12 protein-coding genes and 1 pseudogene are annotated in these 12,750 nt (G+C 70.9%); 1 reads left to right on the top strand and 12 read right to left on the bottom strand.

Annotated elements, in window-relative coordinates:
• Window positions 1–25 precede the first annotated feature (25 nt).
• Window positions 26–1,024 (top strand): RluA family pseudouridine synthase, encoded by a 999-nt coding sequence (locus tag J7F03_RS08855; protein WP_214948099.1) that lies wholly within the window; start codon window positions 26–28, stop codon window positions 1,022–1,024.
• Here the strand turns inward: J7F03_RS08855 and J7F03_RS08850 are convergent.
• The 12 genes and pseudogenes from J7F03_RS08850 to pafA form a co-directional block, all read right to left on the bottom strand.
• Window positions 1,021–1,680: a TetR/AcrR family transcriptional regulator gene (locus J7F03_RS08850; protein WP_214948098.1), complete on the bottom strand. Its 660-nt coding sequence runs from the start codon at window positions 1,678–1,680 to the stop codon at window positions 1,021–1,023. The genes J7F03_RS08855 and J7F03_RS08850 overlap by 4 nt on opposite strands.
• 90 nt (window positions 1,681–1,770) lie before the next feature.
• Window positions 1,771–4,623: an RNA helicase gene (locus J7F03_RS08845; RefSeq protein WP_214948097.1), complete on the bottom strand. Its 2,853-nt coding sequence runs from the start codon at window positions 4,621–4,623 to the stop codon at window positions 1,771–1,773.
• A gap of 122 nt (window positions 4,624–4,745) precedes the next feature.
• Window positions 4,746–5,635, bottom strand: a pseudogene (locus tag J7F03_RS08840) (diacylglycerol kinase).
• A 23-nt stretch (window positions 5,636–5,658) separates the two neighbouring features.
• On the bottom strand, window positions 5,659–6,624 hold the full coding sequence (gene tatC / locus J7F03_RS08835; RefSeq protein ID WP_214948096.1) for a twin-arginine translocase subunit TatC: 966 nt from the start codon (window positions 6,622–6,624) through the stop codon (window positions 5,659–5,661).
• A gap of 53 nt (window positions 6,625–6,677) precedes the next feature.
• Window positions 6,678–6,980 (bottom strand): Sec-independent protein translocase subunit TatA, encoded by a 303-nt coding sequence (gene tatA / locus J7F03_RS08830; RefSeq protein WP_214948095.1) that lies wholly within the window; start codon window positions 6,978–6,980, stop codon window positions 6,678–6,680.
• Between the two features lie 195 nt (window positions 6,981–7,175).
• A complete protein-coding gene (locus tag J7F03_RS08825; protein ID WP_214948094.1) occupies window positions 7,176–7,376 on the bottom strand; it encodes a hypothetical protein in 201 nt (66 codons plus the stop codon).
• Between the two features lie 26 nt (window positions 7,377–7,402).
• Window positions 7,403–7,666 carry a CpXC domain-containing protein gene (locus J7F03_RS08820; protein ID WP_214948093.1) on the bottom strand — a complete coding sequence of 88 codons (264 nt, stop codon included), beginning with the start codon at window positions 7,664–7,666 and terminating at the stop codon, window positions 7,403–7,405.
• A gap of 14 nt (window positions 7,667–7,680) precedes the next feature.
• Window positions 7,681–8,664: a YafY family protein gene (locus tag J7F03_RS08815; protein ID WP_214948092.1), complete on the bottom strand. Its 984-nt coding sequence runs from the start codon at window positions 8,662–8,664 to the stop codon at window positions 7,681–7,683.
• Window positions 8,665–8,781: 117 nt separating this feature from the next.
• Complete coding sequence (locus J7F03_RS08810; protein WP_214948091.1) at window positions 8,782–9,744, bottom strand: YafY family protein; 963 nt, start codon at window positions 9,742–9,744, stop codon at window positions 8,782–8,784.
• 143 nt (window positions 9,745–9,887) lie between these two features.
• Window positions 9,888–10,265 carry an FKBP-type peptidyl-prolyl cis-trans isomerase gene (locus tag J7F03_RS08805; protein ID WP_214948090.1) on the bottom strand — a complete coding sequence of 126 codons (378 nt, stop codon included), beginning with the start codon at window positions 10,263–10,265 and terminating at the stop codon, window positions 9,888–9,890.
• A gap of 51 nt (window positions 10,266–10,316) precedes the next feature.
• On the bottom strand, window positions 10,317–11,255 hold the full coding sequence (locus J7F03_RS08800; protein ID WP_214948089.1) for an FKBP-type peptidyl-prolyl cis-trans isomerase: 939 nt from the start codon (window positions 11,253–11,255) through the stop codon (window positions 10,317–10,319).
• A 126-nt stretch (window positions 11,256–11,381) separates the two neighbouring features.
• The gene (pafA, locus tag J7F03_RS08795; RefSeq protein ID WP_214948088.1) at window positions 11,382–12,743 is read right to left on the bottom strand and encodes a Pup--protein ligase; all 1,362 of its coding nucleotides are present in this window, start codon (window positions 12,741–12,743) and stop codon (window positions 11,382–11,384) included.
• Between the last annotated feature and the right edge of the window lie 7 nt (window positions 12,744–12,750).

Below are 12,750 nucleotides of genomic sequence, written 5' to 3'. Positions count from 1 at the left end.
CCGCGGCCGCCTAGGGTGGACCCCGATGAAACGCAACATCCCTCCCGCGCCCCTGCCCCAGGTCTCCGGCATCGATCCGGTCCGCATGCGGCTGCCCCCCGACCCGGTGGGTGCGTGGTCGGATCTCGGCTCCTACCTCGCCGCGCGCTACGAGGGCACGCGCGGCGCCGAGTCGATGGCCCGCCTGCTGCGGGAGGGCCGGGTGCTGGGCGCCGGCGGGCGGGTGCTGGGCGCCGGGGACCCGTACGAGCCGGGCGCCTTCCTGTGGTTCCACCGGGACATGCCCGTCGAGCCGGTGGTGCCCTTCCCGATCGGGGTCGTGTACCGCGACGAGCATCTGCTGGTGGTCGACAAACCGCATTTCCTGGCCACCACCCCGCGCGGCAGCCACGTCTTCCAGACGGCCCTGGCCCGGCTCCGGGTGGAGCTCGGCCTGCCCGCGCTGAGCCCGGCGCACCGGCTGGACCGGATGACCGCCGGGCTGGTGCTGTTCAGCATCCGCCCCGAGGACCGGGGCGCCTACCAGCTGCTCTTCCAGGAGCGGCGGATCCGCAAGGAGTACGAGGCGCTGGCGCCCCACGACCCGGCGGTGGAGTTCCCCCGCACACTGCGCAGCCACATCGAGAAGGTGCGCGGGGTGATGGCGGCGGTGGAGGTCGAGGGCGCCGAGCCCAATGCCGAGACGCTGGCCGAACTCGTCGGCGTCAAGGACGGTCTGGGGCGCTACCGGCTGACTCCGCACACCGGTCGCACGCACCAGCTGCGGGTGCACATGAACAGCCTCGGCCTGCCGATCCTGGGCGACCCCGTCTATCCGGTGGTCGGCGATCCGGCGCCGGACGACTACCGCCGCCCGCTGCAGCTTCTGGCCCGCACGCTGGAGTTCACCGACCCCGTCACCGGGATCGCGCACCGGATGGAGAGCGCTCTGACCCTGCGGGCCTGGAGCGACCGGGCCGGCTGGGAGACGGGCCCCGGCCCCCGGCCCGGGGCCCGGGCCGGGACGGAGACGGAGACCGGCTAACCCGCCGTCTCCGCGATCCCCGCGATCCGCAGCGCCGCGTCGGCGGTGGCCTCCGCGAAGGCGGCCACGGGGCGGGCCGGATCGGAGCGGTGAATGAGCATGACGCCTTCGATGAGTCCGAAGACCAGGTCGTTGCGGAGCGCCAAACCGGCCCGGTCTCCTGCGAGTTCCGCTGCGACGCAGGTTCCGTCGAGCAACTCCCGGTAGGCGTCCTTGAGTTCGAGGCGCATCAGGCGGAAGTGGGCGAACCGGGCCCCGCCGACCTCGGGCAACAGGTAGAGCGCGCCGAGGTTGTACGGCCCCCCGCACAGCAGGAGCACGTCGGAGCGGCACAGTTCCCACAGCCGGCGGGTGGCGGGCCGGTCCGTTTCGAGGAGCAGCCGGCGGGCCAGCACCAGGGAGGGGGCGACCGTGGACTCCAGGAGCTCGGCGAGGAGTTCCTCCTTGCCGCCGAAGTAGTGGTACATCGTGGCCTGGCGCATTCCGGCCCGTTCGGCCACCGCCCGCGTGGTGGTGGCCGCGTACCCCTTCACCGTGAACAGCTCGGCCGCCGCGTAGAGGAGTTCCTCGCGCGGCGGCCGGCCGCTGGCCGGTCGCAGTTGATCGGCGCGTGGCCGACCGACCCGTCTCGGCCCTTCGTCCGTTCCCGCAGTCATGGCCCGATCGTCGCACAGGACAGGTCGAATCGATCATGGCAAGAGATGAGATCCGGCCATGGCTGCTTTTGGAGGAACCACCAAATCCGATTAGCCGACGGAGCTGTAGGCCACCACACCCCGAAGGAGCGCGTCGACCGCCTTGCGCGCGTTGCGGGCCACGGTGCTGCCGCCCTCCGAGGACGGCGGCGCGGAGGAGGAGGGCGCCGCGGCGGCCACCTGCCCCAGCACGTCGATGACCTGCTTGCACCAGCGCACGAAGTCGCCGGCCGGCATCTCCGCCTCGCGCAGCACCTCGTCCAGGCTCCTGTCGGAGGCCCACTGGTAGGCCGCCCACGCGAAGCCGAGGTCCGGCTCGCGCTGGCCCACGCCCTCCGCCTGGTTGATGCCGTGCTCCTCCTCCAGCGCGTCGAGCCGGCCCCAGATCCGGACCATCTCGCCCAGCGCGACCTTCGCCGCGCCGCCCGGCACCTTCGGCGCCACCGCGTCGTCGGACTGCCGCGCCTCGAAGACCAGCGCCGAGACGCAGGCGGCCAGTTCGGCCGGGCTCAGGCCCTCCCAGACACCGGCCCGCAGGCATTCGGACGCCAGCAGGTCGAGCTCTCCGTAGAGCCGGGCGAGCCGCCGGCCGTGCGGGGTGACCTCTCCCTCGCGCAGGTAGTCCAGCTCCGTGAGCAGCGAGTGGATCCGGTCGAAGGTACGGGCGATGGTGTTCGTCCGGCCCTCGATGCGCCGCTCCAGCTGCTGCGTGTCCCGCTGGAGCCGGTGGTAGCGCTCCGCCCAGCGGGCGTGGTCCTCGCGCTCGTCGCAGCCGTGGCACGGATGCGCCCGCAGCTCGGTGCGCAGCCGCGCGATCTCCCGGTCGTCGGCCGCGGCCGCCCGGCCCCGCCCCTTGCGCTCGACCGTGAGGTGCCCTGCCTTGGTCCGCAGCTGGGACGCCAGGTCCCGACGGGACTGCGGGGACTTCGCGTTGAACGTCTTGGGGATCCGCATCCGCTCGATGGCCTCGACCGGCACCGGGAAGTCGATCGCGGCGAGCCGCTTGACCTGCCGCTCCACGGTGAGCACCAGCGGACGCGGGCCCTCGGCGTACTCGTACCCGCGGTGCCCGTTGGCCCGCCCGGCCGGCATGCCCGGGTCCAGGACCAGGGCGAGCCCGGCGAACTTCCCGGTCGGCACGTGGATGACGTCGCCCGGCTTGAGCTTCTCCAGCGAACTGGCCGCCTGCACCCGGCGCTGGGCCGCGCCCTGCTTGGCCAGGTCGGTCTCACGGTCCTTGAGGTCGCGGCGCAGCCGCGCGTACTCCTCGAAGTCGCCGAGGTGGCAGGTCATGCCCTCCCGGTAGCCCTCCAGGCCCTCCTCGTTGCGCTGCACCTGCCGCGAGATCCCGACGACCGAGCGGTCGGCCTGGAACTGCGCGAAGGAGGTCTCCAGCAGTTCGCGCGAGCGGTGCCGCCCGAACTGCTGGACCAGGTTGACGGCCATGTTGTACGAGGGCTTGAAGCTGGAGCGCAGCGGATACGTACGGGTACCCGCGAGCCCGGCCAGGGCCGCCGGGTCCATGCCCCGCTGCCACAGCACCACCGCGTGGCCCTCGACGTCGATGCCGCGCCGCCCGGCCCGCCCGGTGAGCTGCGTGTACTCACCGGGGGTGATGTCGGCGTGCTGCTCGCCGTTCCACTTGACGAGCTTCTCCAGGATCACCGTGCGCGCCGGCATGTTGATGCCGAGCGCCAGGGTCTCGGTGGCGAAGACGGCCTTCACCAGGCCCCGGACGAACAGCTCCTCGACGACCTCCTTGAAGGTGGGCAGCATGCCCGCGTGGTGCGCGGCGATGCCCCGCTCCAGGCCTTCGAGCCATTCGTAGTACCCCAGGACGTGCAGGTCCTCGGTGGGGATGGACGCGGTCCGCTCCTCGACGATCTCGCGCACCTTCAGGCGCGCGGCGTCGTCGTTGAGCCGCAGGCCCGCGTACAGGCACTGCTGGACGGCGGCCTCGCAGCCGGCCCGGCTGAAGATGAAGTTGATGGCGGGCAGCAGCCCGTCACCCTCCAGGCGGGCGATGACCTCGGGCCGCGAGGGCGTCCAGATCCGGCCGCGCAAGCGCCGCTCGCGCTCGCGGTCGGCCTCGCGGACCATCTTTCCGCGCCGCCGGTCCTTCGGGTTGTACCGGCTGGTGTTCTCCTCGCGCGCCATCCGCAGCAGGTCGGGGTTGACCTCGCGGCGCGCGGAGCCGCGGCCGCCGTGGTCGGACTCCTCCTCGAAGAGGTCGTAGATGCGCCGGCCGGCCATGACGTGCTGCCACAGCGGTACGGGCCGCTCCTCGGAGACGATCACCTCGGTGTCGCCGCGCACGGTGTCGAGCCAGTCGCCGAACTCCTCGGCGTTGGAGACGGTGGCGGAGAGCGAGACCAGGGTCACCGACTCCGGAAGGTGGATGATCACTTCCTCCCAGACGGCTCCGCGGAACCGGTCGGAAAGGTAGTGGACCTCGTCCATCACGACGTAGCCGAGGCCGGTCAGCGACTGCGAGCCCGCGTACAGCATGTTGCGGAGCACCTCGGTGGTCATGACGACCACGGGAGCCTCGGAGTTGACGCTGTTGTCACCGGTGAGCAGGCCGACCTTGTCGGCCCCGTAGCGCTTGGCGAGATCGGCGTACTTCTGGTTCGACAGGGCCTTGATGGGCGTCGTGTAGAAGCACTTGCGGCCCTGCTGCAGGGCCAGGTGCACGGCGAACTCGCCGACGATCGTCTTGCCCGAGCCGGTCGGGGCGGCCACCAGGACGCCCTTGCCGGCCTCCAGTGCCTTGCAGGCCTCGATCTGGTACGGATCCAGATCGAATTCGTACATCTCGCGGAAGGGGGCCAGGGCGGTGGCCTCTTCGGCGGCGCGGATCCGGGCAGCGGCGTACCGCTCGGCGGGAGAGAGTTCTTCGGTCATCTTGTCTTCGAGCCTACCCGCCGCCTCTGACAACAGTCGCGATCTTTATGACGAGCTCCGACCGTCCTACGCCGTTCTTCGGCATCCCCCGAAGGACCGTGCTCCCGCCCCGCTCAGTCGTCCTACGCCAGGAGCCGCAAGGCCCCGGGGACGCAGTGGGCGGTCACCGGCAGTGGTCCCAGCGGCTCGCCGTCCGCGTAGGCCGTGCTGCCGGCCGCCTCCAGGGTCACCTTCGCGGCCCGGTGGACGGTGACCTTCGGGTGGCCGAGATGGGTCCCCTTGTAGACCTGCGGGAAGACCTTCAGCAGAGTCGTCCGGCTGCAGTCCCCGACGACGGTGACGTCGAACAGGCCGTCGTCCGGCCGCGCGTCCGCGCAGATGCGCATACCGCCGCCGTAGGAGGAGCCGTTGCCGACGGCCACCAGCGTGGCCTCGGTCTCGATGGCGGGCCGTCGTCGAGGGTGATCCGGTACGGGAAGGGCCGGAAGGCGGCGAGCTCCAGCGCGATGGCCAGGTCGTACTTGAACTTCCCCAACGGCAGCCGCATCCGGTTGCCCCGGTCGTTGACCCGCGAGTCGAAGCCCGAGCACAGCACGGTCCCGTACCAGGTGCCCCCGCCGACCCGGCCGAGGTCGATCTCGCGGACCCCGCCCTCCTTGAGCACCTCGGCGGCCAGCCGCCCCGCGCGCGCGGGATCCCCCACGGGCAGCCCCATGGCCCGTGCGAAGTCGTTCCCGGTGCCCACCGCGACCACCCCGAGGGGTACCAGGGTCCCGGCGAGCGCCTGCAGCGCCAGGGAGACCATGCCGTCGCCGCCGAGCGCGACGACCGCGCCGGTGCCGCCCCGGACGGCTCCGCGCAGCCGCTCCAGCGCGTCGGGGGCATCCGCGCCCACGACGGTCCGTACGGAAAAACCCGCGTCCCGGAGCGCGGAAGCGGCCGGCTGCGCGGCGTGCGCGCCCCGGCCGCGTCCGGCGGTGGGATTGACGAAGAGGGTGATCTCAGCACTCACGCACGGGAATCTACCCCGCCGGGTCAGGTGGCGTCGTCGTAGCCGTTGATCCGCTGACGGCCGCCGTCGTCCTGCCCGGGCAGGGCGCCCGAAGCCGCCACGGGCTCGATCTCGCCGAGGGCCGCCGGGGTCAGGTCCAGCTCGGCGGCCTCGTCGTCGTCGAGGTCCGCGTCGGGGTTGCCGCGCGCCCGCCGGCGGTCGTTGACCAGGCAGATGCCCAGCGCGATGAAGTACAGGGTGACGATCGGCGCGGCCAGCGCCAGCATGGTCAGCGGGTCACCGGTGGGCGTCGCGAAGGCGGCGAAGACCGTGATGCCCAGCACCATGGCGCGCCACCAGCCCCCGAGCCGCTTCGCGGTCAGCACCCCGGTGAAGTTGAGCAGGATCAGCAGCAGCGGCAGCTCGAAGGCCAGGCCGAAGACGAGGACCATGCGCGTGATCAGGTCGAGGTAGTCGTCGACCGGCAGCAGGTTGCGCGCGTTCTCGGGGGTGAACTCCAGAAGGATCACCGCGGTCTGCGGCAGGACCTTGTACGCGAGGACCGCGCCCGCGCCGAACAGCGGAGCGCCGACCGCCACGAAGCCCACGGCGTACTTCTTCTCGTGACTGTGCAGACCCGGGGCCACGAAGGCCCACAGCTGGTAGAGCCACACCGGCGCGGAGAGCACCACACCGGCGGTGAGCGAGACCTTCAGGGCGATGGAGAACGGCGCGATGAGGCCGTTGACCGTCATGTCGGCACAGGGATGGCCGTTGCGCTGCTCGACCACGCCGTTGGTGCAGCCGACGGAGTCCAGGATCGGCTTCATCATGAAGTCGATGAGGTCCTTGTAGAAGAACGCGGCCACGGCGGTGATCACGAGGACCGCAAGGACCGCCTTCATCAGCCGGTTTCTCAGCTCACGCAGGTGCTCGACAAGAGGCATGCGCCCTTCGGCGTCCTTTGCCTTCTGGTCCGTCTTCTCCTGCTTGCGGGCAGACTTGAGCAACCCACGTCCCTTGTCTCGATGCAGATGACTGGCGCGACCTAGGGCGGCCGGAGTCAGCTCTGGGTGGTGTGGTTGGGCTCGCTGACCGGCCGCGCGCTGGTGACGTCACCGGGCGAGGCCTGGATGGTGCGCGGGGCCGCCTGCTGCGGGGCCTGGTCGGCGACGGAGGAAGCGGTGGAGGCGGCGGAAGCGTCCTCCGCCTCGCCCTCCTTCTTCATCGCCTTCGCCTCGCTCTTGAGGATGCGGGCGGACTTGCCGAGCGAGCGGGCCATGTCGGGAAGCTTCTTGGCACCGAACAGCAGGAAGATCACGGCGACGATCAGGAGGATCTCGAGGGGCTTCAGGTTGCCGATCATGTGTGTCTTCCTTCTCACCGAAACGGCTGGTTGTGGTGGCGAGGCGGCCGGGACCTAGATCCGTGAGCCGCTCTGACATGGATCGTAACCCCCGGGGGTTAACGCCGGGCAATCCCCCGGGGTATCACCGCTTGCGTGGACCGACAGTACGGCGGTTGTCCCACCATGGCTATGGCCCCGGCCCGCGGCCCCGCCCTAGGGCCGCGCGGACCGCCCGGACCTGGCCAGATCGGCCGCGGCCCGCTCCAGGTCACCGGAGGCGTCCGCGATCCGGCGGCCCGCGTCCGCGACCTGCCCGGACAGCCTGCGCACCTCCACGAAGACCCGTACCGCGAGGACGGCGAGGACGGCGAGCCCCAGGAAACCCAGAGCGATTGCGAGCATCGGCCACAGCATGGGAAGAGCCTAGGCCACCGCCCGCCTCAGACGCTGCGCAGGGTGCTCACGCCTCCACCCGTCAGCAGCTCCACGATCCGCTCGCCGGCGGGCTTGCGGACCTGGACACCGCACTCGGGGCAGGTGAAGGAGTAGAAGGTGGCCCGCCGGCTGCCGCCGATGGCCAGGCGCAGGGCGCCCGCGTCCAGCTCGAAGCGGGCGCAGCAGTCCGGACAGGCCGCCTTGAAAGCGACCGGCGCCCCGGGACCGGACTCGGCGGGCACTTCCGGCGGCCCCGACGTCGGCGACATCACCCGCGGCCCCCTCAGCCCTGTTCCCCGGCCGCCGTGTTCTCGTACGCGGCGAGCGCCTCCCGGGCCGCCTGCCGCGCGCTGTCCGCCAGCTCCACGGGGGCCACGATGCGCCCCTCGCGGCCCAGGCGCAGCGCGAGGCGGCGCAGCGAGGCGGGGTCGGGGCTGCGCAGGGTGATCCGCAGGCCGCCCTCGGGCAGCTCCTCGGCACTGTCGTGCGGGTAGTACTCGGCGACCCAGCGCCCGCCCGGGCCGACCTCGACCACGACCTCCGGGTCCTCTGCGGCCGGCTGCACCAGCCCCACCGACAGGTCCCGGGGCTCGATCGCCGGCGGGTCGGAGCGCTCGTCGAGCAGCCGGATCTCCGCGACCCGGTCCAGCCGGAAGGTGCGCCGCGCCTCCGAGAGGTGGCACCACCCCTCCATGTAGGTGTGCCCGACCGCGAACAGCCGGATCGGGTCGACGATCCGCTCGGTCAGCTCGTCGCGCGCCGGCGAGTAGTAGCGCAGCCACACCCGGCGCCGCTCCGCGATGGCCCGGTCCACATCGGCGAAGACCCCGCCCTCGGACTCGAAGGTCACCGACAGCCGGGAGCTGGCCCCGGCCGCCTCGCCGGCCGCCGCCTCCAGCTTGGCGGTGGCCCGCAGCAGGGCGTCGCGGTCGCTCTCGCGCAGCCCGGGCAAGGTGGCCACCGCGCGGGCGGCCACCAGCAGCGCGGTCGCCTCGTCGGCGGCCAGGCGCAGCGGCTCGGCGGTCGACTCCCCCGAGGCGTCGGGATTGCGCCACCAGATGCGCTCCCCGTCGGTGTCGATGTCGAGCAGGTCCCCGCCCCGGAAGCTGGTCCCGCACATGGGGAGCACGTCGAGGTCCGAGATCAGCTCGTCCTCGGTGATCCCGAAGGCGCGGGCCACGTCGGCGACGTGCGCCCCCGGGCGCTCGCGCAGGTAGGTCACCAGGGACAGCATCCGGCGCGTCTGGTCGATGGCGTTGGCAGCCATGCTGGTACGTCTCCCCCTCAGGGCGTTGCTCACTGGTCTTGCGCGGCCGTGCACGTCCCGCGCGGTTCGCCGCGGCCGCACGCTCTCGCGCGCCGTCCGCGGTCCTGCCCGGTCCGCTCAGCCCTTGGCCACGGCACGCAGCCGGTCCACGACGTCGGCCCGCAGGTCGGCCGGCTCCAGCACGACGACATCGGGGCCGAACTCCACCAGCCACGCGTCCAGCCCGTGCCCGTACGGGATCTCCAGCTCGTCCCAGCCCTCCCCGCCCGCGCTCTCGCTCACGGCGGTGGCCTTGGCCCGCAGCGGGTAGCCGGCCCCGGCGCGCAGCCGGATCCGCGCGGAGCGGTCCGCGCTCTCCCCGGCCCAGCTCGCCACGGTCTCCCGTACGGTCACCACGTCCGGGACCTCGGCGGTGTACGCGGCGGCCCGCGAGCGGACCTTGCCCGTGATGCGCGAGAGCCGGAACACGCGTTCCGCCCCCCGGTCGCGGTCGAAGCCCGCCAGGTACCAGTGGCCGCGCCAGCACTCCAGGGCCCACGGCTCGACCTGGCGGGTTTCGGGGCGGGCGGCGGTGGACTTGCGGTAGTCGAAGACCACCGGGCGCCGGTCGCGGCAGGCCAGCATCAGCGGCTCGAAGGCCGCCTCGTGGACCGGGATCCGGGGCTCGATGGCACTGTGCTGGCCCTCGTACGGGTCGGAGGCCTCCGGCATGCCGCCGGCGCGCAGCTTCTGCAGGGCGCCGCTGGCGGCCCCGGCGAGGCGCGCCTGCTGCCAGACCTTGGCCGCGAGCCCGAGGGCCGCGGCCTCCTCGGCGTCGAGCGCGACGGGCGGCAGCCTGTTGGAGTCGCGGCGGGCCAGGTATCCGGTCTCGCCGTCCAGGTTCTCGACGGTCTCGATGACGAGGCCGAGCTCCCGCAGATCGTCCTTGTCCCGCTCGAACATCCGGTTGAAGGACTCGTCGTTCCCGGCTTCCATGTACGCCTCGATGGAACCGCGCAGTTCGCGCTTGCTGAGCGGCCGGCGCGTCCCCAGCAGACACAGCGCCAGATTCATCAGCCGCTCGGCCTTGGCAATCGCCATCGACGCCCATCCGCCCTTCTAGACCTTCGAGTCGTGCCCCGCGTACACCCTCGTGACCGCTGACCGTACCGCCCCGGTGGTCCAGGGCAAAAGCGAGGGCCCCCGCCTCACGGCAGGGGCCCCACGGCTTCACGACGGACTGATCAGGCGCCCATGAGGTCGCACACGAAGATCAGCGTCTCGCCCGGCGCGATGGCGCCGCCGGCACCACGGTCGCCGTACGCGAGGTGGGCCGGGATCGTCAGCTTGCGACGGCCGCCGACCTTCATGCCCTGGACGCCCTGGTCCCATCCGGAGATGACCTGGCCGACACCGAGCTGGAACTGCAGCGGGGCGCCGCGACCCCAGGAGGCGTCGAACTCCTCACCGGTGGAGAAGGCCACGCCCACGTAGTGGACGGAAACGCGGGAACCCGCCTTGGCCTCGGCGCCGTCGCCGACCCAGATGTCCTCGATGACGAGGTCGGTGGGGACCGGGCCCTCGGGGAAGTCGATCTCGGGCTTCTCGAGCTTGTCGCTCACGGAACTGCTCCTCAAAAACTTACGAACAGAAAGGGGACAACCGGGACAGTCTTACATCACGGCGAGGATGTCGAGGCTGAAGACCAGCGTCGAGTTCGCCGGGATGGTGCCCTGGTCCTTGTCGCCGAAGCCCACGTCCGGCGGGATGACCAGCAGGATGCGGCTGCCGATCTTCTTGCCGGTCAGGCCTTCCTTGAGACCCTTGACCGAAAGCTGGCTCATCGGCCACGTCACGGACTGGTCCGTGGCGTACGTGCTTTCGAAGGTCTTGTCGTCCTTCCACGTCTTGCCGTTGAACTTGACCACGACGTTGTCGGTGTCCTTGACCGCGGCGCCGTCGCCCTCCAGGACGTAGTTCGAGACGAGCTTGGCCGGCGGCGTGACGTCCTTCGGGACGGCCACGGAGACTTCCTTGCCGTCCGTGTTCGTACCGACCTTGGGCAGGTCCTTGTCGTCCTGCGCGACCTCCTTGCCCTTGGCCGAGGCCGGGATGGAGGTGCCCTTGACGATGTCCACGACGAAGACCAGCGTCGCGTTCGGCTTGATCTTGTCGCCCGAGCCCTGCTCGCCGTAGCCGAGGTCCGGCGGAATCACGAGCTCCAGGCGGCTGCCGACCTTCTTGCCCTCAAGGCCCTGGTCCCAGCCCTTGATGACCTGGCCGGCACCGATGGTGACATCGAACGGCTTGTCCTTGCCGAAGCTCTGGTCGAACGGCTCCTTGCCGTCCCACACCTGGCCGAGGTAGTTGACCTGGGCGACATCGCCCTTCTTCAACGCCGGGCCGTCGCCCTCGCTGATGGTCACGACCTTCAGTTCCTTCGGCGGGGTGCCCTTCCCCTGCGACAGGGTGGGTGCTTCCCCGAACTTGGCGCCCTTCGTGATCGCGGGCGCCCCGTTCTTCATCTGGGCGGAGTCGGAGCCGCTGTCGCCACACGCTGCTGTCGACAGCAGCAGAAGGGGTACGACAAGCAGGCCGGCAAGTCGGCGCACGTGTTCCTCAGATCTCAGACGGCTGGGCGGTCGTCGCCACTCTAAGCCGTGCACAGGGCCCCGTACGAGATCCGTACGAGGCCCTGCCCAAGATCAGTGCGATGTCACACCACGCCAGAAGGCGCCCTACATCCCCGCGATCAGCTTCTCCACCCGGTCGTCCACCGACCGGAACGGGTCCTTGCACAGCACGGTCCGCTGCGCCTGGTCGTTGAGCTTCAGATGCACCCAGTCGACCGTGAAGTCCCGCCGCTGCTCCTGCGCCCGGCGGATGAAGTCGCCCCGCAGCCGCGCCCTCGTCGTCTGCGGAGGCACCGACTTGCCCTCGAAGATCTTCAGGTCGTTGCAGATCCGCGCCGCCTGCCCCTTGCGCTCCAGCAGGTAGTACAGCCCGCGCCGGCGGTGGATGTCGTGATAGGCGAGGTCTATCTGAGCCACCCGCGGATTCGACATCGTCATGTTGTGCTTGGCCCGGTACCGCTCGATCAGCTGGTACTTCATCACCCAGTCGATCTCGGTCCCGATCCGGTCCAGGTCCTCCGCCTCGATCGCGTCGAGGGTACGGCCCCACAGCTCCAGCACCTGGTCCACGACACCGGTACGGATCCCCCGGCGCTCGGCGAAGTCCACCGCCTTGTCGTAGTACTCCCGCTGGATCTCCAGCGCGGATGCCTCCCGGCCGCTCGCCAGACGCACCTTGCGCTGACCCGTGATGTCGTGGCTGACCTCGCGGATCGCCCGGATCGGGTTCTCCAGCGTCAGGTCCCGCATCACCGTGCCCGCCTCGATCATGCGCAGCACCAGATCGGTCGCCCCGACCTTCAGCAGCATGGTCGTCTCGGACATGTTCGAGTCGCCCACGATGACGTGCAGGCGCCGGTAGCGCTCGGCGTCCGCGTGCGGCTCGTCGCGCGTGTTGATGATCGGCCGCGAGCGCGTCGTGGCCGAGCTGACGCCCTCCCAGATGTGCTCGGCCCGCTGGCTGACGCAGTAGACCGCGCCCCGGGGCGTCTGCAGCACCTTGCCCGCGCCGCAGATCAGCTGCCGCGTCACGAGGAACGGGATGAGAATGTCCGCCAGCCGGGAGAATTCCCCGTGCCGCGCCACCAGATAGTTCTCGTGGCAGCCGTACGAGTTGCCCGCCGAGTCGGTGTTGTTCTTGAACAGATAGACGTCGCCCGCGATTCCCTCCTCGTGCAGGCGGCGTTCGGCATCGACGAGCAGGCCTTCGAGAATGCGCTCGCCGGCCTTGTCGTGGGTGACCAGTTCGATCAGGTTGTCGCATTCGGGAGTTGCATACTCCGGATGCGAACCCACGTCGAGGTAGAGGCGGGCGCCGTTCCGCAGGAAGACATTGCTGCTGCGGCCCCATGACACAACACGGCGGAAGAGGTAGCGCGCCACTTCGTCAGGAGACAGTCGGCGCTGTCCCCTGAACGTGCACGTGACGCCGTACTCGTTCTCCAGCCCGAAAATGCGGCGGTCCATGACTGAA

The sequence above is a fragment of the Streptomyces sp. ISL-43 genome (genome assembly GCF_018614195.1).
In the GTDB taxonomy this organism is placed as follows: Bacteria; Actinomycetota; Actinomycetes; order Streptomycetales; family Streptomycetaceae; genus Streptomyces.
This window is presented reverse-complemented; position numbering and strand designations above follow the sequence as displayed.

Bases quoted from the DNA above. Each gene is read 5' to 3' on its own strand.
- J7F03_RS08810 (WP_214948091.1), bottom strand. From the start codon at position 9,744: ATGGCGATTGCCAAGGCCGAGCGGCTGATGAATCTGGCGCTGTGTCTG.
- J7F03_RS08815 (WP_214948092.1), bottom strand. From the start codon at position 8,664: ATGGCTGCCAACGCCATCGACCAGACGCGCCGGATGCTGTCCCTGGTG.
- J7F03_RS08845 (WP_214948097.1), bottom strand. From the start codon at position 4,623: ATGACCGAAGAACTCTCTCCCGCCGAGCGGTACGCCGCTGCCCGGATC.
- pafA (WP_214948088.1), bottom strand. From the start codon at position 12,743: ATGGACCGCCGCATTTTCGGGCTGGAGAACGAGTACGGCGTCACGTGC.
- J7F03_RS08855 (WP_214948099.1), top strand. From the start codon at position 26: ATGAAACGCAACATCCCTCCCGCGCCCCTGCCCCAGGTCTCCGGCATC.
- J7F03_RS08825 (WP_214948094.1), bottom strand. From the start codon at position 7,376: ATGCTGTGGCCGATGCTCGCAATCGCTCTGGGTTTCCTGGGGCTCGCC.
- J7F03_RS08820 (WP_214948093.1), bottom strand. From the start codon at position 7,666: ATGTCGCCGACGTCGGGGCCGCCGGAAGTGCCCGCCGAGTCCGGTCCC.
- J7F03_RS08850 (WP_214948098.1), bottom strand. From the start codon at position 1,680: ATGACTGCGGGAACGGACGAAGGGCCGAGACGGGTCGGTCGGCCACGC.
- tatA (WP_214948095.1), bottom strand. From the start codon at position 6,980: ATGATCGGCAACCTGAAGCCCCTCGAGATCCTCCTGATCGTCGCCGTG.